A 21,389-nucleotide genomic window follows, 5' to 3' on the forward strand; every position below is an offset into this window, starting at 1 on the left:
GGAAGCGTGACCAGTGCAGACGGTGCTCGTTGCTGTGGCAGCGGGGCGTGACGACGACGTGCCCGATCATCCGGCGGATCTCCGGGACGCTGAGGGGTATGAGGTCTTGCTCGTCATCTCCGCTGCCCCTTTTGCGGCTTCTGCGGCACGGATGGCCGTGAGGTAGGCCAGGACGGCCATGGCCAGGGTGATGTGCCGGTACCAGGCCCGGTAGAGCCGCACCTGGTAGTGATCGAGCCCGCATTCACCCTTCGCGGTCTGGAAGCACTCCTCCACCGCCCACCTGGCTCCGGCGGTCCTGACCAGGTCTTTCAGCCGGGAAGTGACGGGGCCGTAGCAGACGTAGTAGGCGATGTCGGTGGGGTCGGACAGGTTGCGGCGGGCGAGCACCCAGTGCCCGGATCCGCCCTCCCAGGCGGGCCGGATCGCGACGCGGGCCCAGTGGTAGATCCGCTGGCCGTGGGCGCCTAGCTCCGGCGGAGATCCGCTTCCATGCCTGCTTCGGCAGGGCCGCGATCAGCTCGTCGACGCGGGCGTCCCGGCCGTCGGCGGTGATCACGGTGTCGTTGACCTTGGTGGCCAGCACATACGCGGCCTGGCGTTCTTCCAGCCAGGCGCGGAAGTGCTTGACCTGCCCGTATGCCTCGTCCGCGGTCACCCAGGCGAAGGGAACAGCCGCGTCGATGGCGCGTTGCAGCATCCACTTGAGGTGCTCGATCTTCGTGGCGAACGGCACGGTGTCGTCGATCCCGGCTGCCCGGCAGCGGTCGCGGTCGTCCGTCCAGGACTTCGGGACGTAGAGTTCCCGGTCGATCAGCGCCCGCCCTTTGGCGGATGCGTAGGCGAGGAAGGTGCCGATCTGGCAGTTCTCGGTGCGGCCAGCGGTGCCGGAATACTGCCGCTGGACCCCTGCTGACCTGGTGCCCTTCTTCAGGAACCCGGTGTCGTCCCCGATGAGCACGCCATCCTTGGCGCCGATGGTCTCCACGACGAAGTCCCGGACATCGTCCCGGACCGCGTTCTCGTCCCATTCGGAGTGGTTGAGCAGGCGTTGCACACCGTCCGGGCGGAGCTGGCCGACCTGCTCGGCCAGCGTCCACCCGTTCTTCTTCTCTAGCGGCGCAAGCAGGCCCGTCATGTAGTCCAGAGCCCGATCACGTGGCTCCGACCTGCCAAAACGATGCCCGAACCGGGCATGCAACCCCGCTACACCCTCGGACCACGACTCGATCTGCTCAACCGTCAGCGATTCATCACACAGTCACAACAACGAGCAACCTCACCGACCGTCACGCCACATGCGGTTGCAGTACTAAGCGGGGTCGGTATCCTCCTTGCTTCGGGAGCGCTCGTCTTCCAAGGCTCGTTCGATGCGATCGGGGTTGGCCGGCGGGGCCATGGAGCCCGTTCCGGTGCGGGAGGCGACCCCGGGTGGACGTCCGTGCTCGTCGATCATGGCCCCGTTGTCGGGCAGCCTGGGACTTGCTCCGTGGCCGCGCTGTCCTGCTTCGTCGGGGTGCTCTCCGTTCCTGTGCACGAGGGGCCTCCTCACCTCGGTCTTTCTGGCGTGCATGCGGAATCCGCGCGGTTGCTCTTCGGTCCGCAACGCTGCGGAGCTCTGGCGGCAGAGGTCGGTGACGGGTGGAGCCCGGTCACCACGATCTTCATCACGCCCACTTCGCCTGCGCCGTCCGCCGGCGGCCCCGGCGGGAAGCAGCCGATGCGTGCTGGGGGTCGCTGCGCAAGGCGCGGTCCACGGCGGTCAGCCGCAGGGTCTCCAGGGTGTCGGCCTGGCGTTCGGCGCGTCTCAGCAGCCTGCCGATGACCTCGGCGTCCAGGCGCGGATCCGAGCGGGCCAGGGCGTGCAGGGTCCGCCAGAGTTCCTTCTTGCCTTCGACACCCACCCGGATCGCCTCCAGTTCGAGGACGTCGCTCAGGGGCGAGCGTGAGAACACCCTGCCGTTGGGTTTCAGTCGCCCCGTCTGTGCCGCGGCGACGCCCAGGAGGACGCGGAGGTTGTTCACGGCGAGGTCGAGCGTCGTCATGATCTCGCGCAGGCTGTCGCGGTCCTCGGCGACTTCCTCGGTGAGGGCCGCCAGGCGCGGCCCGGCGTCGGTGCCGCGGTGGGCGTGTGCCGTCCGCCTGAGGAGGGCGACTCCGGCCCCCGCCCCGGCGAGATGGTCATTGAGGTAGATGCCCAGCAGGTGGCGGGGATCAGGGGCGGTGCGTTTCATGGGCACATCTCCGATCTGTCGTGGTGGGTGGACTGTGGCGGCGACTGGAGCCGGATGCGGCTCGGTCCTCTCCGCGAGCAGGTGGTGTTCCATGGCGCCGCTCCTTCCCGGGTCGGTCCGCGGGCGCCCGTACCGGCGTCTTCCCGTTCACAGGCTCGACACACGGCTGCGCCCTGCCCCTGGGCGCCGCAGTCCGCTTGCCCTGGTGCGTGCATCGCCACCGCGCGGCCGGCCGGCGCGGTGCGTTTCGCCCGTCGGGAAACGGGCAGCGGCCACGATGAGACGCCATGGACGAACAGGGTGGTGGGGGAGGGGTGCCTCCGCGCGACCCGCCGACGGGGCGCCGGCACTGGACGGGTCCGAAGGGCGGCAGGGACGAGGGATAAGCGAGGCGGGAGCCATGAGGGAGGCCAGTAGGTGGGGCTACGGGCAGGACGTCGGCCATCGTCAGGGGATCGACCTGATCGGCTACAAGGTCGAGGCCACGGACGGTGGCATTGGCAAGATCGACAAACACTCCGAGGACGTGGGGGCCTCCCACGTCGTCGTCGACACCGGGGTCTGGATCTTCGGCAGGCACGTACTGCTCCCCGCGGGAACCATCCGACGGATCGACACGGTCGAGGAGAAGGTCTACGTCGACCGGACCAAGCAGCAGATCAAGGACGCGCCCGACTTCGACGAGACGAAGCGCTCCGGCGAGCCCGGCTACTTGGAGCAGTTCGCCCGCTACTACCGGCAACCCCACATGTAGATGCCGTGCGGGACACTGCCCCGGAGCCGTGACCGGCCGGACGACAGCGAGGTCCGACATGACGCAGCGCGCAATCGTGGAGGAGTTGCTGGCGGAGCACGGGCGGACCCATGCCGAGGAGGCGGGCATCCGCATGGGGAACACGCCCATGCCGCTGTACCAGCTGCTGACGCTGTGCCTGCTGTTCTCGGTCCGGATCCAGGCCGACATCGCGGTGGCCGCTGCCCGCGAGGTGTACGCCGCGGGGTGGCGCACGCCCCGGGCGATGGCGGCGTCCTCATGGCAGGACAGGGTGGACGCGCTGGGCCGCGCTCACTACCGCCGCTACGACGAAGGTACGGCGACGGCACTGGGAAAGAGTGCCGAGCTCGTCCTCGACCGGTACGGCGGAGACCTGCGCAAACTGCGCAGCGCGGGCCAGGAGGACCCCGACCGCATCCGCGAACTGCTCCAGGAGGTTCCGCGGATCGGACCCGTGGGCGCCGACATCTTCTGCCGCGAGGCCCAAGGCGTGTGGCCCGAGCTGCGCCCCGCCTTCGACCGCAGGGCCCGCCGCGCCGCTGCCGGACTCGGGCTCCCACGGAGCCCCGAGGGCCTGGCGCGGCTCGTGAGCACCGAGGACCTGCCCAGGCTGGCGGCCGCCCTGGTCCGCGCCGAACTCTCCTCCCCGCGGTCCTGACGGCATCCGTCCGACGAGGTCCCGGAACGGCACGGCGTGTGATCGGTGCGATTGCGGGGAGGCGCCGGGAGAGCCGCGGTTCCGCCGGGCGGTGCCGCGACGACGAGAGGACGCGCCATGAGCGAGAACGATGCCCGTGGAGACGAGGTCTACCAGCCCCAGCCCGGGGACGAGCCCTCCGAACTCCAGCCCGACATGGACGACGGCCTCGGCACGCCGGATACGGACGAACAGCTCGACCAGGGGTACTCGCCGCCCGAGCGGCCCTACGCGAGCGAACGCGACGACACCACGGCCGAGGGACAGCACAGGGGTGAGAGCCTCGACGACCGCCTCGCCCGGGAACAACCCGAGCAGGCGCCCCCGATGGGCGACGGCATCGGGGACCTGGCAGACGGGGAGGGCGAGCCCGTCGACCCGCAGGCGGGCGCGGAGCGAGCCGGACGGCTGGCCCCGGCCACCGCCTCCCCCCACCGGAACAACGTCCTCGCGCACGACGTCGGCATCGACGCGGGGGCGGCGTCTGCGGAAGAGGCGGCCATGCACGTCGTCCCGGACACCGACGAGGCGGAGTCGTAACGGATCACCCGCATGCGAGGTGGCCGTCCTGACGCGTGCGACCCCGTCGCGGGGCCGCCGGTAGGCGCGGCCGGGCGGCGAGGGACCGGCCGAGAGCTGTTCGGTGTGGGTGGTGTGCGGCATGAGCCGCAGGGCGATTCCGCCGGGGCGTGTCTGCCGGGCGGTACCGGCCACCCGCGTGATCTGCCGCCCGCGTGATCTGCTCAGGGCGCTCCTGCGGAGCCGCGGTACCGGAGCGGCGTGTTCCGTCCCGGCGGCGACGTCAGCCGCGGAGGGAGGGAAGGACCTTGGCTCGGTAAGCGGCGAAGAAGTCTTCCTGGCCCTGGCCGATCTGCCCGACGTACACCTCGTCGAATCCGGCTGCCACGTACGCGCGCACGGCATCGGCGTGCTCTTCGACGTCCGGGCCGCACGGTACGGATTCGGACACCTGCTGTCGGGTGACGAGCTCGGTCGCCTGCTCGGAGTGCGCGGGTGTGGGAAGGATCTGGTTCAGCTCGCCGGGCAGGTGCTCGGCCGGCCACATGCGGTGCACGGTGTCGACAGCCGCTTCCCGGTCCTCGTCCCAGGAGGTTGAGGGCACCGATGCTCTGGCCCCGGGCGATCAGGGGCACCGCGTGGGCGCTCTGGCAGCCGGCGGCGAGGGCGAGGGGGACGAACTCGGGCCACCGTTCCCGGGCGGCTTCGAGGTCGATGGCGTGGACTTGGATGCCCTGGTTGAAAGCGTCGATGCAGGGGCCCTGCCGGATCTGGGCCTGCCACTTCCTCACCGGGGAGACCGATCCCGGGGAGCAGGCGGCGAACGACGCCCTCGACAGCAGCCTCGCCCGCCTGGAGGAGCAGGTGCGCCTCCGCGTCGACGGCGGGGCCGGCTGAGGGAGTGTGAGAGGTTCCGCCTCCGGGCAGGCGCCGTGCGGGTCCGGTGGATCCGCCACCGGACCGGCACGTGACGAATCGAGGAGTGGCCATGCCCCGCGGTTCCAGCCCCAAGCGCGAACGCCAGTACGAGCACATCAAGGAGAGCGCCGAGCAGCGCGGCGAGAGCACCAAGCGCGCCAAGGAGATCGCCGCGCGCACCGTCAACAAGGAACGGGCCCGCTCCGGGGAGTCGAAGACCGCGAGCCGGTCGTCCCTCCAGGACATGTCCTCCTCCAAGCGCGGGGGCCAGCGCTCCCACAGCGGCTCGCAGGGCCCCACGAAGGACCAGCTGTACAACGAGGCGAAGCAGCGGAACATCGAGGGCCGTTCGAAGATGGACAAGGCCGAACTCAAGCGTGCCCTCGGCCACTGAATCCCGGGACCCGAGCGGCGGCCCTGAGCACCGCCCGTCAGCGGCGTCCGACGCCGCGTCGCCGGGCCGCGCACAGAGGGCCGCCGCCGCAGCACCCGCCGCCGCGGCGAGGGCCACCGACGGGACCGCGGGGTACCGGGACGGCCACAGCTGCGGGCAGCGCGCGTCGAAGGCCCCGTGGGCGCCGCGGTCGCGGCCGCCCGGGCCGCCGAGCGGATGCCACAGGTTGTGGGCGCGGCCGGGGTCCTCGGGCTCCCGGGGCCTGCCGGTCGTTGGACGCGTCCGTGGAGTACGCCGCCCGGCTGCCGGGATCGAATCGCACCTCACCGTGCACCCGCTCGCGCAAGACCTCCTCCAGCTCCGCGACATCGATGTCCACATGGCCGGAGTTCTTCATTACGTGTCCCTTTCTTCCCGGTTCGGTGCGTCACGGTCGGAGCGCGCGAAACCCGCCGGCCCTTCCTCCCGCCCTACCGTTGAGGGGACACGCTTACCGCTGAGGGGACACGGAAGCGCGCCGATGCGGGCGAACGCGAGATCCCCTGCCTGGCGGGGCGGAACTCAGACGGAATGCCGTGCGTCCCGTGGCCCTACCGGCCTCTGCCCGTCGTCGGCGCGGTTCCGGATGGCGGTGGCGCGATCGGTGAGCGTCCGGCGCAGGGCTGCGGTCGGTACGTCGGCCGGGCCGCCGGTGAAAGAGCCGCCGGGCTCCGCGAGGTCGTCCAAGAGGTCCATGACGTGAGCCGGCTGGGTCCGGACGTTGACGACGAACAGGGTGGTTCCCCGGGCACGGAGCGTGTCGGCGAAGGCGATCAGGCGGGTGAGGCCGGACACGTCCATGAACCGGACGAGCGCCATGTCGCACACGACCACGTCGACGGATTCGTCGATCCTGGACTGGACCCCGTCCCACACCGGGCCGGCATCCCAGTCGAACTCGCCGGCCGGAGCCAGGTGCACGGTGGGCCCGTAGCGCCGCTCGGTGATGTGGAAGTCGCAGTCCATGGCGTCTCACCTCGACAAGAAGTGGAGGTCACCGAAGCGATTACCCGGCCGACTGCCCGGCATTCCTGTGGGCGCGCGGGGGCGTGCGGAGCCTGCGCCGTCGCATGGCGCTCGCGGTCTCGGAGGCTCCGGGCAGGGGCAGGGGCAGGGGGCAGGGGCACGGGGCACGGGGCCGGGACCCTCAGGCCGGGCGCAGCTCGAAACCGCTGCGCGGCCCGGTCGGGATGCGGGACAGGGGGATGGTCAGGTCCTGGTCGGGGACGTTGTAGTCCAGGCGCGCGAGTTCCCCGGCGATGGCCGCCAGCGCCGTCACGGTGATGTCCTCGCCGGGGCAGCGGTGACCGTGGGCCGGGTCTCCGCCGCCCTGCGGGACGAGGTCGTCGTCCAGGGGATTCCGGGAGCCCCCGGCGGCGGCGAACCGGTGCGGGTCGAAGCGGTACGGGTGCTCCCACAGGTCGGGGTCGTGGTTCTGGCCGTACAGGTCGAGCAGGACGAGCGAGTCCTTCGCGATGTCGTCGCCGTGCCGGGTCAGGTCCCGGGCCGCGAGTCCGCCCACGAAGGGGGCAAGGGGTAGAAGCGCCGTACTTCGTGTGCGAACGCCGTCGCGTAGGCCCCGCGGCGTCGGAGCGCAGCAGGTCCCGGTGGTGGGGCCGGCGGTGCAGCGCGTGGGCGGCGAACGCGGCGAACCAGGCGACCGCGACGGTGGGCCTGATGTCGTTCGACCGGCTCCTCAAGGAGAACCCTGGCAGGCCCCCCCGCGGCCCCGCTTCCCTCAGGAAAGCCCGCCCACTCCTCACCGCCCTGCGCAAGTGGCGCCGAAGCGTGATCCGGTGGGCCGGGCGTCACCGCCAGTCCGGACCGGGCGATGCCGGCCGGCCCGGCACACCGTTTCAGTGGGGAGGGATGGGACGGACTGCGGCGGACCGGGGCGGGTAGGGGCGTTGTACCGGGGTGCGGTCCGGCCTTCCGGCCGCGACGGGGCCGTACCCCGGGCAGCCCTGGGCCGCGCCCTGCCCTTCCGGGATGCCGCCACTGGGGCTGGGCCGGCTGCTACGGACACGCCGCCCCCGTCGCTCCCGGCGAGTGGTTGCCGTGGCGGAGCCCGGGCAGGTGCGGAGGCGTGGGGGAGGGATGAACCGACCGCCGCGGGCCACGGCCGCGGAACAGCAGTCGAAAGGACTTCTCTGATGTCGCAGGTGAAGGAATCGATCGAGGTTGATGTGCCGGTGACGACGGCCTACAACCAGTGGACGCAGTTCGAGTCGTTCCCGGAGTTCATGGACGGGGTGCAGCGGATCGAGCAGCGCACGGACACGCTCGTGCACTGGGTGACGAAGATCGCCGGGGTGGAGCGGGAGTTCGACGCGGAGATCACCGAGCAGATCCCGGATCGAAAGGTCGCCTGGGTCACCGTCGGCGGTGAGACCGAGCAGTCGGGACTGGTGACGTTCCGGCCGATCGACCCCGCCCACACCGAGGTCACGCTGATGATGGACTTCGACCCGGACGGTATGGCGGAGAACATCGGTGACAAGCTGGGGTTCGTCGACCGGCAGGTCAAGGGGGACCTGAAGCGTTTCAAGCACTTCATCGAAGACCGCGGCACGGCCACCGGCCAATGGCGTGGACAGGTCTGACCGCTGCCCTGCATCACCCCGGGCCGGGCATTCTTGGGGAGCAGCAGCCGACGGCCGCCGAGCGGGAACGCCGCACGGGGGCCGCCGGTACGCCCGGCGTCCCGACGTCCCGGCGTCCGGCCACGGCAGCGACCGGCCCTCACCCGGCCAGGGCGACGAGCCTTCGGTGGGCGAGCCGGTCCGTCTTCGGCCTCGTCCTGCTCGTGGCAGGCCTCAGCGCGTTGCGCCAGCCGCGCTACCGGTGATGCGGCAGCTCCGGCGCACAGGTCACCCCTCCACGTCGACGCGCTGGCGCGGGCGGGGCGGGTGTCCCAGGCCCGGTACACCTTCGAGAAGATGCAGACCTACGCCAACCACGTGGGGCTGTTCGCCGAGGAGGCCGGTCCCAGCGGAGAGCAACTGGGCAACTTCCCGCAGGCGTTCACACACCTGTCCTTGATCATGGCTGCCATCACCCTCGACGAGGCACTGGACGCCGTGGACGGACGCTGAGCAGGGGTCACGGATCCCGCCCGGCAGGCGGCCCCTCGCCGACGCGGCCGACCTCGCCGTCCTCTGAGGAGCAGCATCATGGTTACGGCTCCCGACGTGCCCACCGTCGTCGTGGTCATGGGTGTCGCGGGATCGGGCAAGTCCACCGTGGGCGCCCTGCTCGCGCGGCGGCTCGCGCTGCCCTTCCTGGAGGCGGACGACCTCCACCCGGCCGCGAACCGGGCCAAGATGGCCGCGGGCCGACCGCTCGACGACGAGGACCGCCGACCGTGGCTGACGGCCCTCTCCGACTGGATCAAGGAAGCCACCGACTCCGGCCGGGGCGGTGTCGTGGCGTGCTCGGCTCTCAAACACCCGTACCGGGACCAGTTCCGCAGGGCGGGCGCCGGGGTTTGGTTCCTGCACCTGGCGCTGGACCCGCTGATCGCGAGGCAGCGGGTCCAGAGACGCACGGGCCATTTCATGCGCGCCCGGCTGGAGGAGTCCCAGTACGCCGCCCTCGAACCACTGCGACCGGACGAGCCGGGAACGACCGTGGACGCCGGCGCCACCCCGCAGGCCATCGTCGACGAGGCGGTGAAGGCCCTGTCCGCGGCCCGATGAGCGCACCCTCCGTCTACGGGAGGCCGCCTACGGGGACGGTCACTGCGCCTTGCGTTGCGGGGTGGCAGGTACGGTCCGATCTCGCGCCAGAACGCAGGGAGGTAGGGGACTCCGTTCGCTCCGCCGGATGAGGGACGAGAGCGTCAGCATGAGCGGTTGAGCCGTACGGGTGGCTGCGGCCGTCCGGGGTGCGGCGCGTCGGCCGCCCCGGCCCGGGTCTGCTTGTGTGGGCTGCTGAGGAACAGCCTGCGTTGCCGTGATGGGTGTGGACAGATGAGTCAGCTGGATCTGGCGCGGTTGCAGTTCGCGATGACGTCGATCTACCACTTCCTGTTCGTCCCGGTGACCATCGGGCTGAGCCTGCTGACCGCCCTGCTCCAGACCGCCTGGTACCGGGGCGGGCGGGCCGAGTACTTGCGGCTGACGCGGTTCTTCGGGACCTTGCTCGTGATCAACATCGCCGTCGGCGTGGTGACCGGCCTGGTCCAGGAGTTCCAGTTCGGCATGGACTGGTCGGGCTACGCCCGCACGGTGGGCGATGTGTTCGGCGCCCCACTGGCCATGGAGGGCCTCGCGGCCTTCTTCCTGGAATCGACCTTCCTCGGCCTGTGGATCTTCGGTTGGGACAAGCTGTCCAAGCGCGTCCACCTGGCGACGATCTGGGCCGTGGCAGCCGGCAGCGCACTGTCGGCGCTGTTCATCATGGCGGCGAACTCCTGGATGCAGAATCCGGTCGGCTACGCCATCGACCCGTCCACCGGCCGGCCGCAGCTCAACGATGTGTGGGCGCTGTTCACCAACCCGGTCTTCCTCCGCGGTTACCTGCACGTGCTGCTGGCCGCGCTCATCACCGGTTCGATGGTCATGCTCGCCGTTTCCGCATGGCACCTGCGCAACGACCTCCGAGGCGACGGGGCCGGTGCCGACGACGGGGCCGGTGCCGACGACGTGGGCGACCCGCACACGACGAAGGACTCGGGCGCGGCCTTCCGGCTGTCCGCCCGCCTGCCGTTGTTGGTCCTCGTGCCCGCCCTGCTGTTCGCGATGCTCGTCGGCAGCGAACTGGGTGTGACCGAGGGCAAGTACCAACCGATGAAGATCGCCGCCGCCGAGGCACAGTGGGAGACCTGCCAGCCCTGCTCCTTCTCCCTGTTCCAGATCGGCGGCGGCAAGAACGACCAGACGCCCACGCAGATCCTGGAGATCCCCCACTTGCTGTCCCTGCTGGCCACCAACCACTGGAACGGCAAGGTCCTCGGTCTGAACGAGGTCAACAGCCAGTACCAGCAGCAATACGGCCCGGGCGACTACGTGCCCAACGTCTTCATCCAGTACTGGGCGATGCGCGTCATGGCCTACCTCGCCGTACTCGCCCTCCTCCTCGGCGTGTGGGGCCTGTGGCTGCTGCGGCGCAAACGACTCGCTCACTCCCCCTGGTTCCTCAACGCAGCGGTATGGGCCGTGCCGATGCCGTTCCTCATCAACACCGCCGGCTGGCTCCTCACCGAGAACGGACGCCAGCCCTGGATCGTGCAGGGCCTCCAGCTGACGAAGGACGGCGTCTCCTCCTCCGTCAGCACCGCCGAGGTGGCCATCAGCATCGTGGCCTTCTTCCTCCTCTACGCCGCACTGACCGTGGTGGCCGCCGTGCTGATGACACGCCACGCACGCAAGGGCGGCGACCCGACGGAGCAGGACGACCAGCCCGCCCCCGAGATGACCTACTGAGGTCCCCAGCCGCCGGAAGGCCCGCGATGGAATTCACCACCCTCTGGTTCATCCTCATCGCCGTTCTGTGGGCCGGCTTCTTCGTCCTGGAGGGCTTCGACCTGGGTGTCGGCATGCTCCACGGACTGCTCTCCCGCGACGAAGCCGGCCGACGGGCCGTACTCCACACCATCGGACCGGTATGGGACGGCAACGAGGTCTGGCTGGTCACGGCGGGCGCCGCGATGTTCGCCGCCTTCCCGGGCTGGTACGCCACCCTCTTCTCCGGCTTCTACCTCGCCCTCGTCCTCCTGCTGGCCGGACTCATCGTCCGTGGGATCGCCATCGAGTACCGCGACCGCGTCGACGGCGCGGGGTGGCGGCGGACCTGGACCGTCCTGCTGACCGCCGGCAGCCTGACCGTCCCACTGGTCCTCGGCATCGCCCTCGGAGGCCTGCTGCACGGCGTACCCATCGGCGGCGACCAGGAGTACGCGGGCACCTTCGCGGACCTGTTCACCGGCTACGGCGTCTTCACCGGCATCACCCTGACCGTGCTCTGCGTCCTGCACGGCGCGACCTTCCTCGCCCTCAAGACCAGCGGCGAGATCCGCGAAAGGGCGCACCGGCTCGCCCGCCGCACCGTCCTGCCCGTCGGCCTGGTCGTCCTCGCCTTCGTCTTCTGGACACGCTCCCTCGCCGACCGGGGCATCCTCGTCAACCTCGTCGAACTCGCCGCCGTCCTGGCCGTCGCCGCCGCGGCCTGGGCCATCAGCAGCAGCCACGACGGCTGGGCCTTCGGGGCCACCACCCTCGCGATGGCCGCAACCGTGGCATCGCTGTTCACGGAGCTCTATCCGGGGGTCATGGTCTCCAGCACCGACAGCGCCTTCGACCTGACCGTCCACAACACCGCGTCCGGCCCCTACGCACTCAAGGTCATGACCGTCGTCGCCCTCGTCCTGCTCCCCGTCGTCCTCGTCTACCAGGGCTGGACCTACCACGTCTTCCGCCAGCGGATCTCCGCCGACCGATGAAGGGCAGCCGCGGGCTGGTCCTGGGCCTCGGTGGAACCGTCGTGGGTTCCGTCGAGGCCTGCGACGACGCGACGTTGAGGGGGCTCTTCCTCATCCCTTCGCGAAGTGGTCCGACGGCTTCACGCCGTGGTCCTGTCGTCGATCGCGTAGCCGAGGTGCTGAGCCACGTCGGTCACCCCGTCCACGGTCCGGCACAGCCGCTCGATCGACGCTGTGCCGGATCTCGGCGGCCAGCTCCTCGTCGGTGCGGAGGAACACCTTGAGGAGATCGGCGCGGCTGACGATGCCCAGGAGCCTGCCGTCGGCGTCGACGACCGGGAGCCGCTTGACGTGGCGGTCCGCCATGAGGCGTGCCGGCCGGTGCTTGGACCAGCCGTTCCGGTTGGCGTGCTCGGCCGCCTCCATCTGCAGGCGGGCGCTGTCGCGGAGGACGATCTCGGCGAGGCGGGCGGTGGCGGCGCTGGCCGGGATGGGGCCGCGGAAGCCGTGCCGGACCTGGCGGGGGAGGTAGCCGCAGTGGTCCAGGTGGGCGTGCGTGACGACGACGGCGCGGATGTCGGAGGCGTCGCAGGGCAGCTTGTCCCAGTTGCGGCGGCGCAGGTCCGCGACACCCTGGAAGAGTCCCCAGTCGACGAGGATCCGGGCGTGGTCGCCCTCGATCAGGAACTTGCTGCCGGTGACCGTCCGGACACCGAGGAATCTCAGCAGTGCCGGACGGGGGCGGGAGGCGGGGCCGGCTGGGACATGGCAGCGGCCCTCCTTTCGGGACTGGTGCCGGATTCCACCGTCGCATCCGCCACGACGCGACAGAGAGACCCCACCGGTCCCCTTGCGGGGGCCGACCGGCCCAAGCGGCAGGGAAGCATGTGGGCACAGCCTGGCGGTGACCCCTTCCCGCGCAGACAGAGAGGCCGCAGTCATGAAGGCACTCGTCTTCGAAGGTCCCGGACAGACCTCCTGGCAGGACGTCCCGGACCCCGCGATCAAGGACGCCGCCGACGCGATCATCCGGGTCGACGCCGTCACCATTTGTGGCACCGACCTGCACATCATCAAGGGCGACGTACCCGAAGTGACACCCGGCCGCATCCTCGGCCACGAGGCCGTCGGAACCGTGGTCGAGATCGGCGGCGACGTACGCAGCGTCCGCCCCGGCGACCGCGTCCTCGTCTCCTGCATCTCCGCATGCGGCCGCTGCCGCTTCTGCCGCGAGGGCCGCTACGGCCAGTGCCGCGGAGGCGGCGGCTGGGTCCTGGGCCACACCATCGACGGCGCCCAGGCCGAATACCTCCGCGTGCCCTTCGCCGATCTCTCCGTCCACCCCCTCCCCAGCGCCGTGAGCAGCCACGATGCCGTACTCCTCGCCGACATCTTCCCGACCTCCTACGAGGTGGGTGTGCTCAACGGGAACGTGCGCCCCGGTGACACGGTCGTCGTGGTCGGTGCCGGACCCATCGGCCTGGCCGCCATCGCCACCGCGAAGCTCTACAGCCCCGGGCGGATCATCGCCGTCGACCTCGCCGCCTCCCGCCTGGCGGCCGCACGGGACCTCGGTGCCGATGCCACGGCCAGCGCGCGGGAGGAACCCGAGCGGCTGGTCGAGGACCTGACCGACGGTCTCGGCGCGGACGTGGCGATAGAGGCCGTGGGTTTGCCCGAGACGTTCGAGATGTGCACCCGCATGGTCCGCCCCGGCGGACGCGTCGCCAACATCGGCGTCCATGGCAAGCCCGCCACGCTGCACCTCGAAGACCTCTGGATCAAGGACGTCACCATCACCACGGGCCTCGTCGACACCCACTCCACCCCCATGCTGCTGCGCATGATGGCCGCAGGCCGCCTCCCCGGCGCCGCGATGGTCACCCACCGCTTCGAGCTGGACCAGATGGAGGAGGCGTACGACGTCTTCTCGCGCGCCGGCGACACCGGCGCCCTCAAAGTCGTACTGGGCGGAACGCCGCACGACACGGTGGCCGTACCGCCCCAGGAGCAGTGAGTGCCGTGAAGAGCACGCCGAGCATCCACCCTCAGCAGTCCGGCGAGACGGCCGGACGCACCGACCTCGGCCGCCGCATGGCGGCCCGCCGCACCGCCCTCGGCCTGAGCCGTGACGAACTGGGCCACCAGTGCGGAGCCGATGGCAACTACATCGCCTATCTGGAGGAGCACGCGGCCTCGCCGGCCATCGGTACCCTCGTCCGCATCGCCGACGCCCTGGGCATCACGGTCGATGACCTGACCGGCGCGAGCGCCGGCAGGGTCCGGGGCCGTTCCGCCGCCCGCCGAGACACCGCGCTGGTCCCGCTGGAGGAGGCCGAGTGCCGAACGCTGCTGGGTACGCACGGAGTGGGACGCATCGCCGTGTTCACCCCCGAAGGGCCGGCCGTCCTCCCGGTCAACTACCTGATCGCAGGCCCCGACATCGCGTTCCGCACCGCTGTGGAAGCCATCGCGGCCAGAGCGGCGGGCACAGAGGCGGCCTTCGAGATCGACAACATCGACGACGTCACCGCCGGCGGTTGGAGCGTCCTTGCCGTGGGTGAACTGGAAGCCGTCTCGGACTCCGAAGAGATCCAGCACCTGACGGCCACGGCCCGGGCCCAGCCCTGGGCCGGCGGCCCGCGCACCCACTGGATGAAACTCACTCCCGTCCGGCTCACCGGCCGTCGCGTGGTGCACGAGTCATGAGCGAAGTGGGCGCGGTCGTCTTCGACACCGACGGAGGACCCCTGGCCACGGCGGTCCGCCACGCGGCCGCTTGGAAGGCGACCTTCGACGGTTGCCCACGCCATGGCAGCCGTCTCCCGCCGACCGACCACCGCGTCCGTTCGATGCCGCCCGCGCCTACCGGGACCTCGTCGACGGCAGGTCCCGTCGCGACGACGTAGGCGTTCCTCGCCTCACGTCACATCGACCTGCCGCACGGCTCGGGCGTCGAACTCCTCCTGTGCATCGCACGTTTCTGGGCCGGCGCCGAGACCTGGGACACCGACCTCGGCCGCTATCGGATCCGGGGCGTTGTCGGCCCGGACGAGACCACGAGGCCTACCCCGAGGCCGCCGTACCCGGCATCGTCACGGTCGCCCAGCTGCCGTTGTTCACCGTGTACACCGTCAGCCTGCGGTTGACCGTGTCACCGTGCCCGTCGAAGGCGACGCGGCCCGTGACACCGTCGAAGGCCAGCCGCGCCACGGCCTGCGGCAGTTTCGCCCGGGCGTTGTGGGGGAGGGTGCCGCCGTTGGCCGTCACGACGGCCTTCACCGCATCGATGAGGGTCCAGGTCGCGTCGTACGCGTAGGGGCCGTACCAGCCGGCCGCCTCCGGGTACCCCGCCTTCCGGTACCGGGCGAGGAAGTCCTGCCCTGCCGCCGACTCCTCGGCGGGTACGCCGATGTTGGTCGCGAGGTCACCCTCGGCCTTCGGGTTCGCCGTGAGGAACTGCTGGTCGAAAATGCCGTCGCCGCCCATCAGCGGGACGTTCACCCCCGCCTGCTTGAGCTGTTGGGAGAGCGACGCTGCGGTGTCGTAGTAGCCGCCGAAGTAGACGGCGTCGGCGCCTGCGGACCGCACCCTCTCGGCGAGGCCCGCGAAGGCGCGTTCCGCGGGATCGACCTGCTCGGTGCCGACGACGGTCCCGCCGAGCTCCGTGAACTCGGTCGTGAAACCGGAGGTGAGGGTGGTTCCGTGGGCGCTCGCGTCGTCGACCACGTAGAGCTTCGTCTTCTTCGCCGCGCCGTGCAGGTACCGGGCGGCGAACGGCCCCTGGTCGACGTCCGTGGCGACGGTGCGGAAGTAGGTGGAGTACGGACGCGACTTGGTGCCGGAGGCCCAGTCGGGGCCCAGCGTCAGCACAGGGTCGGTGTTGCCCGGTGACACGTTGACCACGTCCGCCCGCTCGAGCGGTGCCACCAGGGTCCGGGCGACACCGGAGTTGAGGGGTCCGACGACCCCCAGCACCTTCTCGTCGGACACGAACCGGGCGGCGTTGGGCGCACCCTTGGCGGGGTCGGCCCCGTCGTCCAGGGCCTTGATCTCGAATTTCACGCCGGGAACATGCCCGGTTTCGTTCGCAGTCCTGGCCGCCAGGTCGGCGGAGTTCCTGATACCGACGCCCATTGAGGACAGCCCACCGCTCAGCGGTGCGTCCACCCCGATCACCACCGTGACGGAGGAGGCCCCCGAGCCGCTGCCGGCCGCCCCGCCGCCGCGGGGTGCGTCATCGTCATGGGTGAGGGTCCAGGTCAGGACAGAGCTCGTGGCGAGCGTGGCCAGCGCCGCGCCCAGGACCGCGGAGCGCCGGGTGAGGGCCCGCCGCCGGGCGGACGCCCGCTCGCCGTGCTCCGTCTTGGCCGTCGCCCGATGCGTGACCGGGTCTTCGGCCGGAGGTACGGGCACGGGCGCGCCGGCCGGCCGGTCCGGCACGGGGCGCCGCGGGGCGCCGGCCGCGGACCCGGAGTCCAGGACCGTGGGGATCTGCGGTGACGGCGTCGTCGATGGTGCCTGCTCCGGCGCCGCTGAGGAAATGTGCTCCGCCGCCGCGTCCGGTGCCGGTACGGGGGTCGCCCTCGGATCGGGCAGAGGTGTGGGACCGGGCACGGGCTCGGGCTCGGGTTGAGGCGCGGACTCGTGCCCCGGCCCGTGCCCCGGCCCGTTCCCCGCGGATGCGTCGGCCCGGGGCGGGGAGGACCGCAGCACCGACGCCAGCATCTCGGCCGCTTCCGCCGCGCCCACGCGCTGCGCCGGGTCCTTGGTGAGGAGTGCGTCGAGCACGGCCGCCAGCGGGCCGGCGTGGACCGGCGGCCGGTGCGGGCGGGTGAACACGGCCACGGCGAGGGCGTGGAGCCCCTCCGCATCGAACGGCGGGTGCCCCTCGACGGCGTGGTAGAGGGTGGCGCCGAGCGCCCACAGGTCGTTGGCGGGGGTCGGGCGCTTGCCCTCGAGCTGCTCCGGCGGCATGTACTGCGGCGTCCCGATGACGATCCCGCTGTGGCTCAGCTTTGTCGTGGCGTCCGCGAGGTGGGCGATGCCGAAGTCGGTGAGGACGACGCGGTCCTTGGTCAGGAGCACGTTGTCCGGCTTGATGTCGCGGTGGATGATCCGCGCCCCGTGCGCCTCGGCCAGCGCGTCGAGCATGGCGGCGCCGATCTCGGCCACCCGCTGTACGGGCAGCCGGCCCCGGCTGCGGATGGCGTCGGCCAGGGACTGCCCGCGGATCAATTCCATGACGATGACGGGGGCTCCGCGGTGCTCCACGACGTCATGGATGGTGATGATCCCGGGGTGGCTGAGAGTGACCGCTGCGCGGGCCTCGCCGATGAACCGCCGGAGCAGCGCGGCGCGGTCGCCGTCCTCCATGCCCGGCGGGAAGAGGATCTCCTTGACGGCGACCTCGCGTCCGAAGAGGCGCTGGTCGAAGCCACGCCAGACCCGGCCCATACCGCCCTGGCCAATACGTTCGACCAGCTGGTACCGGCCGGCGATGAGTTCGGGATTCTGCTCGGTCACGCGCACACTCTAGATCCTGCTGAGCCGATCAGGTGACGGAAGTTTGGCTTGATCACCCCTCATGGTGATCACGACCCCCAAGGCCCTGGCTATCGGTGCTGAAGTGTCCCGGAAGGCTCGCAACGCCTGCCCTACGGCTGGGTCAGAGGCCCGCACGCTGGCCGACCGCGGATTCGAGTGGGCGGCGTAGAAGGGGCCGGGGCGGCCTGGTGCTCCCGCGGGGGAGTGGCCGGCTCAGCGATCTCCGCCTCCGACGGCGCATTCAGCCAGACTGGTTCGCCCTCCCGGAAGGCCCTTGGAGCGATGGCGCTTGCCGGTGCCGCAGGTTAGCGATCTTGATGCGGGTCGCTGCGTGGAGCTTCGGCGGGCCGGCTCGTGACCTGACGTAGGGTGATCAGCGCAGCAGTACCGCACGACGAACAGCACCGAGGGACGGACCACCCCAATGAAGCTCGGCGAAGCACTGGCGAATCGCGCCGAGGCGGCTCGCCGCGTCGAGCAGCTGAGGGCCCGCATCGTGGCCAACGCCCGCCACCAAGAGGGCGAGACCCCCGCTGAAGACCCGGCCGTACTGCTCGCCGAGGTCACCGAGACCCTCACCACCCTGGAGTCCCTGATCCGGCGCATCAACCGGACCAACGCCGCCGTCGACATGGGCGCCGACGGCACGCTCACCGACGCCCTCGCCCGCCGCGACACATTGCGCCTGCGCCACTCCGTGCTCACCTCGGCTGCCGACGCAGCCGCCGGCAGCGGGGAACGAGGCCACGGCCGCCAGCTGCGCTCCGAGCTGATGGTGCTTCCGGCGCTGCCCGTCGCCGAATTGCGCGCTCAGGCCGACGACGCCGCCCGCGAGATCCGTGAGATCGACGTACGCATCCAGCGCACCAACTGGGAGGCCGACCTCCTGGACTGAGACCCGCGATGTGGAGCAGGTAGTCACTCCGGAGGCGTGCACAACCGAGGGCCGGCGGTTACCGGCCCGGCTGGCGCGCGGAGAGCAGCGCATCGGGTTCGACTCCCGAGACGACAGTGCAGCTCAGCAGCGTGACGAGTCACAGCGCATCGCGCACATCTCATCACCACGTGCAGATCCGATCGTGACGAGGGCGGGTTCGGGGCATCCGCATCGCAGGACGGCGCCCGGCCCAGGAGCTCACGCTCCCGGTCCGGGCGCCGTGTCGTGCGCGGCCTCGGCGTGGTCTCGCCGAGGCCGCCGCATTGCCGTCAAATGACCTGCTCCGTGCCTGCGCCTCCGCTCAGGGGCGGAACGCGGGAAGGCATTTCGATCAGCCGGCCGGACGTAGCCGCCGAGCAATTCCCTGTCGGTCCCCGGGTGCGCCGGCTTGCCGTTCCCCTGCCACGCGCCCTGCGACGCCCTGGTCCGGGCTCGGCATTCCGGTCGGTGCCGGGGTGCTGGGCCTGGTATCCGCTCATCTGGTGATGCAGCGCCGAGACCTCGGGCCCTGAGGGGTGCCTACTCTCGGATCTCCAGAACGTCGGTGACGGGGCGGCGGGGTGTTCCGGGCCCGTGAGGTCCGTAGCCGAGGCGCAGGACCATCTGGACCTGGCCCATCACCTCGACCGGTCGCGGACCGTCCACCGCAGTTCCGGCCATTCCAGGGGCTGAGAGGCCATCGAGGTGGCCAGACCGCCGGAGGTGGCCTGGACCTGGAGGAGGACACGCTCCAGCGCCTGCCCGGCCCGTAGCCAGTCGACTCGCGTGTCCGTCGAAGAGCCGAGCAGGGCCAGTTGCGGCCGCTTCTCGAAGACGGCCCAGCCGCGATCCGCCGCAGGACGGTCCCGGCCGAAGTCGCGTACGGGGGAGGGGCCTGCGGAGCTGCGCGGGCCGAAAGCTACGGGGGGAATGCCGTCACGGCGTGCTCCGATCGAGGCATGCGCATCGGAGACCCAGGCAGAGGTCTCCGCCCGGACGAGCGGATCGATGTCCTCCCGGTGTTCTACGTCCCGCACCAGCCCGAGATCTGGGCGCAGGTAGACCTTCAGCAGGTCACCGCGGCCGATGCCGCCGGTCAAGCGGCCGTCGCCGTTCCAGCCGTCTGGGCGGCCGGCCTTGCCGGACACCGCACACCGCCCACCGCACACAGCTGCACCGGTGGGCCACCCCTACTCATGGGCGACGACCGCCACTGGAGCGGCAGCATGGTGCAGGACCGCGTGGGCGACAGAGCCCAGGTGCGTGCCGAGGGGGGAGCGGCGCAGGTGGCGTCCGACGACGACGAGTTGCGCGCCGTGTGAGGCCCGGACGAGATGGTCGCCCGCGGATCCCATGAACACGCTGTGGCTGACGTCCACGTCCGGGAACTTGTGCCGCCAGGGCAGCAGCATGTCGTCCACCATGTGCGTGACGCTGCGGCCGATGTCCTGCTCGGCGTCCGGGTCGAAGAACGGGACGTACCTGTACGCGGTCGGCATCTTCCAGCCGTGCACGGCCCGCAGCACACAGTTGCGCCGGGCCGCCTCTTCGAAGGCGAAGGCGAGCACACGGTCGCACGATTCGTGAATGTCGACCCCCAGGACCACTTCGGAGCCGGAACCGATCCGAGGGCTGTCCGGGTCGTCGGCGACCCGGACCATGACGACCGGGGTGCCGGTCGCCACCAGGGTGGACAGCGCCACTGAGCCGACGATGAACCCGACCAGCCCGCCCAGGCCCCGCGAGCCCAGGACCAGCAGTCCGGCGTCGGCGGCCTCGGACGCCAAGGCCGCCGCCGGCCGGGCAGCCAGGCAGCGAGTCGTGATCTCCAGCCGGGGATGGCGTTGGTGCAGCTCGTCCACCGCCTCCGTCAGCGCCTGATCGGCCCAGCGATCCACGTCCTGGCGGCCCAGACCGGGGAACACCGGGTCCAGGGGCCAGTCGACGGCGTGGACGAGGCGCAGGGGCACGTGCCTGACATCAGCTTCCTGTGCGGCCCAGCGCGCGGCTGCCCGGCTCTCGGGGGAGCCGTCGACTCCGACGGTTACGTGGTGTGGCATGGATGCAACCTTTCTCTTGCGGGTCGACGCCGCTATTCACCACGGCTGCGCATGGCGGGCGTGGCCGGCGTGCGCAGCCGGCGTGTCGTCGGTTCGGGCCCCGACGTGCGATGCCACGGCGACGACTCCATCGAGTCGCTCGACGAGGCTGAGGAGCGCCGGCAGCTGACTCCGGCGCTCGACGAGGCCGTTCAAGGTGACGAAGCCGTCCACCACGTGGACGTCGACGTCGCCCGTCGGTACGCCGAGTACCTCTGTGAGGACCTCGTCGGTGACTCGTCGGCGTATCTCGGAGTCGGGGCGGACGAACAGGCGCAGCAGGTCCCTGCGGGTGACGATGCCGACCAGCCGCTCCTCCTCGTCCACGACGGGCAGCCGCTCGATGCCCCGGCGGGTCATCAGCCGGGCGGCGTCAGCGGCCGTCTCTTCGGCGTGGACGGTGACCGCGGGCGTGGACATGACGTCTCCGGCCGTGGGCGGCCCTGCCGGTGGGCTGGTCTGCTGCGCCGCGTGCGGGGCCGACGCCGAGTGGGCCAGGATGTCCGTCTGCGAAACCACGCCCACCACACGGTCCTCGTCGTCCAGGACGGGGAGCCCCGAGACGCCGTGCTGGGCGAGGAGCTTGGCGACATCCTTGAAGGTGGTGTCGGGAGCCACGGCGACGACTTCGTCGGTCATCAGATCCGTCACCTTGATGTGCTTCATCACGTCCTCCTGCTCCGCCGTGCCACGTGAGGTCTGTGTCTGAGTCGGATGATCCCCACCATCCGCCGGTGCCCGCCGACGATCGAGGGCCGAACGGCCCCGTCCCGGGGCCATAAGGGCTACGCGGCACCGGGGAAACGGGGCCGCGCCGGGGAAAGGGGGCC

The 21,389-nt window shown here is 71.1% G+C and carries 20 protein-coding genes and 4 pseudogenes; 14 read left to right on the plus strand and 10 right to left on the minus strand.

Annotated features, from left to right (window positions below; translation table 11 throughout):
• Positions 1-66 precede the first annotated feature (66 nt).
• Positions 67-1,231, minus strand: a pseudogene (locus OG332_RS43305) (IS701 family transposase).
• 436 nt (positions 1,232-1,667) lie between these two features.
• Positions 1,668-2,234: a hypothetical protein gene (locus tag OG332_RS43310; RefSeq protein WP_327418579.1), complete on the minus strand. Its 567-nt coding sequence runs from the start codon at positions 2,232-2,234 to the stop codon at positions 1,668-1,670.
• 400 nt (positions 2,235-2,634) lie between these two features.
• Here OG332_RS43310 and OG332_RS43315 point away from each other — a divergent pair, with 400 nt between their 5' ends.
• The 3 genes from OG332_RS43315 to OG332_RS43325 all read left to right on the plus strand — a co-directional run bounded on the left by OG332_RS43315 (position 2,635) and on the right by OG332_RS43325 (position 4,246).
• Positions 2,635-2,988, plus strand: a complete 354-nt coding sequence (locus OG332_RS43315; protein WP_327418580.1) for a PRC-barrel domain containing protein — start codon at positions 2,635-2,637, stop codon at positions 2,986-2,988.
• 58 nt (positions 2,989-3,046) lie between these two features.
• Positions 3,047-3,667, plus strand: a complete 621-nt coding sequence (locus OG332_RS43320; RefSeq protein WP_327418581.1) for an endonuclease — start codon at positions 3,047-3,049, stop codon at positions 3,665-3,667.
• Between the two features lie 117 nt (positions 3,668-3,784).
• The gene (locus OG332_RS43325) at positions 3,785-4,246 is read left to right on the plus strand and encodes a DUF5709 domain-containing protein (protein ID WP_327418582.1); all 462 of its coding nucleotides are present in this window, start codon (positions 3,785-3,787) and stop codon (positions 4,244-4,246) included.
• Between the two features lie 262 nt (positions 4,247-4,508).
• Here the strand turns inward: OG332_RS43325 and OG332_RS43330 are convergent, their stop codons facing one another.
• Entirely contained in the window at positions 4,509-4,829 is a 321-nt protein-coding gene (locus tag OG332_RS43330) for a hypothetical protein (RefSeq protein ID WP_327418583.1), read from the minus strand.
• 194 nt (positions 4,830-5,023) lie between these two features.
• Here OG332_RS43330 and OG332_RS43335 point away from each other — a divergent pair.
• Both OG332_RS43335 and OG332_RS43340 read left to right on the plus strand, forming a co-directional pair.
• A pseudogene (locus OG332_RS43335) lies at positions 5,024-5,122 on the plus strand (SRPBCC family protein); the annotation flags it as partial.
• Between the two features lie 91 nt (positions 5,123-5,213).
• On the plus strand, positions 5,214-5,537 hold the full coding sequence (locus tag OG332_RS43340) for a plasmid stabilization protein (protein ID WP_327418584.1): 324 nt from the start codon (positions 5,214-5,216) through the stop codon (positions 5,535-5,537).
• 561 nt (positions 5,538-6,098) lie between these two features.
• Here OG332_RS43340 and OG332_RS43345 read toward each other — a convergent pair.
• Entirely contained in the window at positions 6,099-6,542 is a 444-nt protein-coding gene (locus OG332_RS43345) for an STAS domain-containing protein (protein WP_327418585.1), read from the minus strand.
• 181 nt (positions 6,543-6,723) lie between these two features.
• Positions 6,724-7,098 (minus strand): cytochrome P450, encoded by a 375-nt coding sequence (locus OG332_RS43350; protein WP_327418586.1) that lies wholly within the window; start codon positions 7,096-7,098, stop codon positions 6,724-6,726.
• Positions 7,099-7,729: 631 nt separating this feature from the next.
• Here OG332_RS43350 and OG332_RS43355 point away from each other — a divergent pair.
• From OG332_RS43355 to cydB, 5 genes and pseudogenes are all read left to right on the plus strand, one after another.
• Positions 7,730-8,179: an SRPBCC family protein gene (locus OG332_RS43355; protein ID WP_327418587.1), complete on the plus strand. Its 450-nt coding sequence runs from the start codon at positions 7,730-7,732 to the stop codon at positions 8,177-8,179.
• A gap of 273 nt (positions 8,180-8,452) precedes the next feature.
• A pseudogene (locus OG332_RS43360) lies at positions 8,453-8,671 on the plus strand (glycoside hydrolase family 15 protein); the annotation flags it as partial.
• A 78-nt stretch (positions 8,672-8,749) separates the two neighbouring features.
• Positions 8,750-9,274, plus strand: coding sequence for a gluconokinase (locus OG332_RS43365; RefSeq protein WP_327418588.1), 525 nt, complete (start codon positions 8,750-8,752; stop codon positions 9,272-9,274).
• A 273-nt stretch (positions 9,275-9,547) separates the two neighbouring features.
• Positions 9,548-11,002 carry a cytochrome ubiquinol oxidase subunit I gene (locus OG332_RS43370; RefSeq protein ID WP_327418589.1) on the plus strand — a complete coding sequence of 485 codons (1,455 nt, stop codon included), beginning with the start codon at positions 9,548-9,550 and terminating at the stop codon, positions 11,000-11,002.
• Between the two features lie 26 nt (positions 11,003-11,028).
• Complete coding sequence (gene cydB, locus OG332_RS43375; protein WP_327418590.1) at positions 11,029-12,018, plus strand: cytochrome d ubiquinol oxidase subunit II; 990 nt, start codon at positions 11,029-11,031, stop codon at positions 12,016-12,018.
• 90 nt (positions 12,019-12,108) lie between these two features.
• Here the strand turns inward: cydB and OG332_RS43380 are convergent, their stop codons facing one another.
• A complete protein-coding gene (locus tag OG332_RS43380; protein WP_327418591.1) occupies positions 12,109-12,939 on the minus strand; it encodes a CBS domain-containing protein in 831 nt (276 codons plus the stop codon).
• Between OG332_RS43380 and OG332_RS43385 the strand changes: the two genes are divergently transcribed.
• From OG332_RS43385 to OG332_RS43395, 3 genes and pseudogenes are all read left to right on the plus strand, one after another.
• On the plus strand, positions 12,938-14,014 hold the full coding sequence (locus tag OG332_RS43385) for a zinc-dependent alcohol dehydrogenase family protein (protein ID WP_327418592.1): 1,077 nt from the start codon (positions 12,938-12,940) through the stop codon (positions 14,012-14,014). The genes OG332_RS43380 and OG332_RS43385 overlap by 2 nt on opposite strands.
• A gap of 5 nt (positions 14,015-14,019) precedes the next feature.
• Positions 14,020-14,706 (plus strand): helix-turn-helix domain-containing protein, encoded by a 687-nt coding sequence (locus OG332_RS43390; RefSeq protein WP_327418593.1) that lies wholly within the window; start codon positions 14,020-14,022, stop codon positions 14,704-14,706.
• Positions 14,707-14,939: 233 nt separating this feature from the next.
• Positions 14,940-15,091 (plus strand): annotated as a pseudogene (locus OG332_RS43395) (hypothetical protein); the annotation flags it as partial.
• Here OG332_RS43395 and OG332_RS43400 read toward each other — a convergent pair.
• The gene (locus OG332_RS43400) at positions 15,064-17,529 is read right to left on the minus strand and encodes a bifunctional serine/threonine-protein kinase/ABC transporter substrate-binding protein (RefSeq protein ID WP_327418594.1); all 2,466 of its coding nucleotides are present in this window, start codon (positions 17,527-17,529) and stop codon (positions 15,064-15,066) included. The pseudogene OG332_RS43395 and the gene OG332_RS43400 sit on opposite strands and share 28 nt — an antisense overlap.
• Positions 17,530-17,968: 439 nt before the next feature.
• Between OG332_RS43400 and OG332_RS43405 the strand changes: the two genes are divergently transcribed.
• On the plus strand, positions 17,969-18,439 hold the full coding sequence (locus tag OG332_RS43405; RefSeq protein ID WP_327418595.1) for a DIP1984 family protein: 471 nt from the start codon (positions 17,969-17,971) through the stop codon (positions 18,437-18,439).
• A gap of 659 nt (positions 18,440-19,098) precedes the next feature.
• Here the strand turns inward: OG332_RS43405 and OG332_RS43410 are convergent.
• From OG332_RS43410 to OG332_RS43420, 3 genes are read right to left on the minus strand one after another with little or no spacing between them, the layout of a single operon-like run.
• A complete protein-coding gene (locus OG332_RS43410) occupies positions 19,099-19,608 on the minus strand; it encodes a hypothetical protein (RefSeq protein ID WP_327418596.1) in 510 nt (169 codons plus the stop codon).
• Between the two features lie 42 nt (positions 19,609-19,650).
• Positions 19,651-20,520 (minus strand): universal stress protein, encoded by an 870-nt coding sequence (locus OG332_RS43415; RefSeq protein ID WP_327418597.1) that lies wholly within the window; start codon positions 20,518-20,520, stop codon positions 19,651-19,653.
• 36 nt (positions 20,521-20,556) lie between these two features.
• Complete coding sequence (locus tag OG332_RS43420; protein WP_327418598.1) at positions 20,557-21,225, minus strand: CBS domain-containing protein; 669 nt, start codon at positions 21,223-21,225, stop codon at positions 20,557-20,559.
• Between the last annotated feature and the right edge of the window lie 164 nt (positions 21,226-21,389).

The organism is Streptomyces sp. NBC_01233 (assembly GCF_035989305.1).
Taxonomy (GTDB): domain Bacteria; phylum Actinomycetota; class Actinomycetes; order Streptomycetales; family Streptomycetaceae; genus Streptomyces.

Excerpts from the sequence above, each read along its gene's own strand:
- OG332_RS43320 (WP_327418581.1), top strand. The coding sequence starts at position 3,047 with ATGACGCAGCGCGCAATCGTGGAGGAGTTGCTGGCGGAGCACGGGCGG.
- OG332_RS43385 (WP_327418592.1), top strand. The coding sequence starts at position 12,938 with ATGAAGGCACTCGTCTTCGAAGGTCCCGGACAGACCTCCTGGCAGGAC.
- OG332_RS43345 (WP_327418585.1), bottom strand. The coding sequence starts at position 6,542 with ATGGACTGCGACTTCCACATCACCGAGCGGCGCTACGGGCCCACCGTG.
- OG332_RS43405 (WP_327418595.1), top strand. The coding sequence starts at position 17,969 with ATGAAGCTCGGCGAAGCACTGGCGAATCGCGCCGAGGCGGCTCGCCGC.
- OG332_RS43355 (WP_327418587.1), top strand. The coding sequence starts at position 7,730 with ATGTCGCAGGTGAAGGAATCGATCGAGGTTGATGTGCCGGTGACGACG.
- OG332_RS43420 (WP_327418598.1), bottom strand. The coding sequence starts at position 21,225 with ATGAAGCACATCAAGGTGACGGATCTGATGACCGACGAAGTCGTCGCC.
- OG332_RS43370 (WP_327418589.1), top strand. The coding sequence starts at position 9,548 with ATGAGTCAGCTGGATCTGGCGCGGTTGCAGTTCGCGATGACGTCGATC.
- cydB (WP_327418590.1), top strand. The coding sequence starts at position 11,029 with ATGGAATTCACCACCCTCTGGTTCATCCTCATCGCCGTTCTGTGGGCC.
- OG332_RS43365 (WP_327418588.1), top strand. The coding sequence starts at position 8,750 with ATGGTTACGGCTCCCGACGTGCCCACCGTCGTCGTGGTCATGGGTGTC.
- OG332_RS43325 (WP_327418582.1), top strand. The coding sequence starts at position 3,785 with ATGAGCGAGAACGATGCCCGTGGAGACGAGGTCTACCAGCCCCAGCCC.
- OG332_RS43415 (WP_327418597.1), bottom strand. The coding sequence starts at position 20,520 with ATGCCACACCACGTAACCGTCGGAGTCGACGGCTCCCCCGAGAGCCGG.
- OG332_RS43380 (WP_327418591.1), bottom strand. The coding sequence starts at position 12,939 with ATGACTGCGGCCTCTCTGTCTGCGCGGGAAGGGGTCACCGCCAGGCTG.
- OG332_RS43315 (WP_327418580.1), top strand. The coding sequence starts at position 2,635 with ATGAGGGAGGCCAGTAGGTGGGGCTACGGGCAGGACGTCGGCCATCGT.
- OG332_RS43310 (WP_327418579.1), bottom strand. The coding sequence starts at position 2,234 with ATGAAACGCACCGCCCCTGATCCCCGCCACCTGCTGGGCATCTACCTC.
- OG332_RS43340 (WP_327418584.1), top strand. The coding sequence starts at position 5,214 with ATGCCCCGCGGTTCCAGCCCCAAGCGCGAACGCCAGTACGAGCACATC.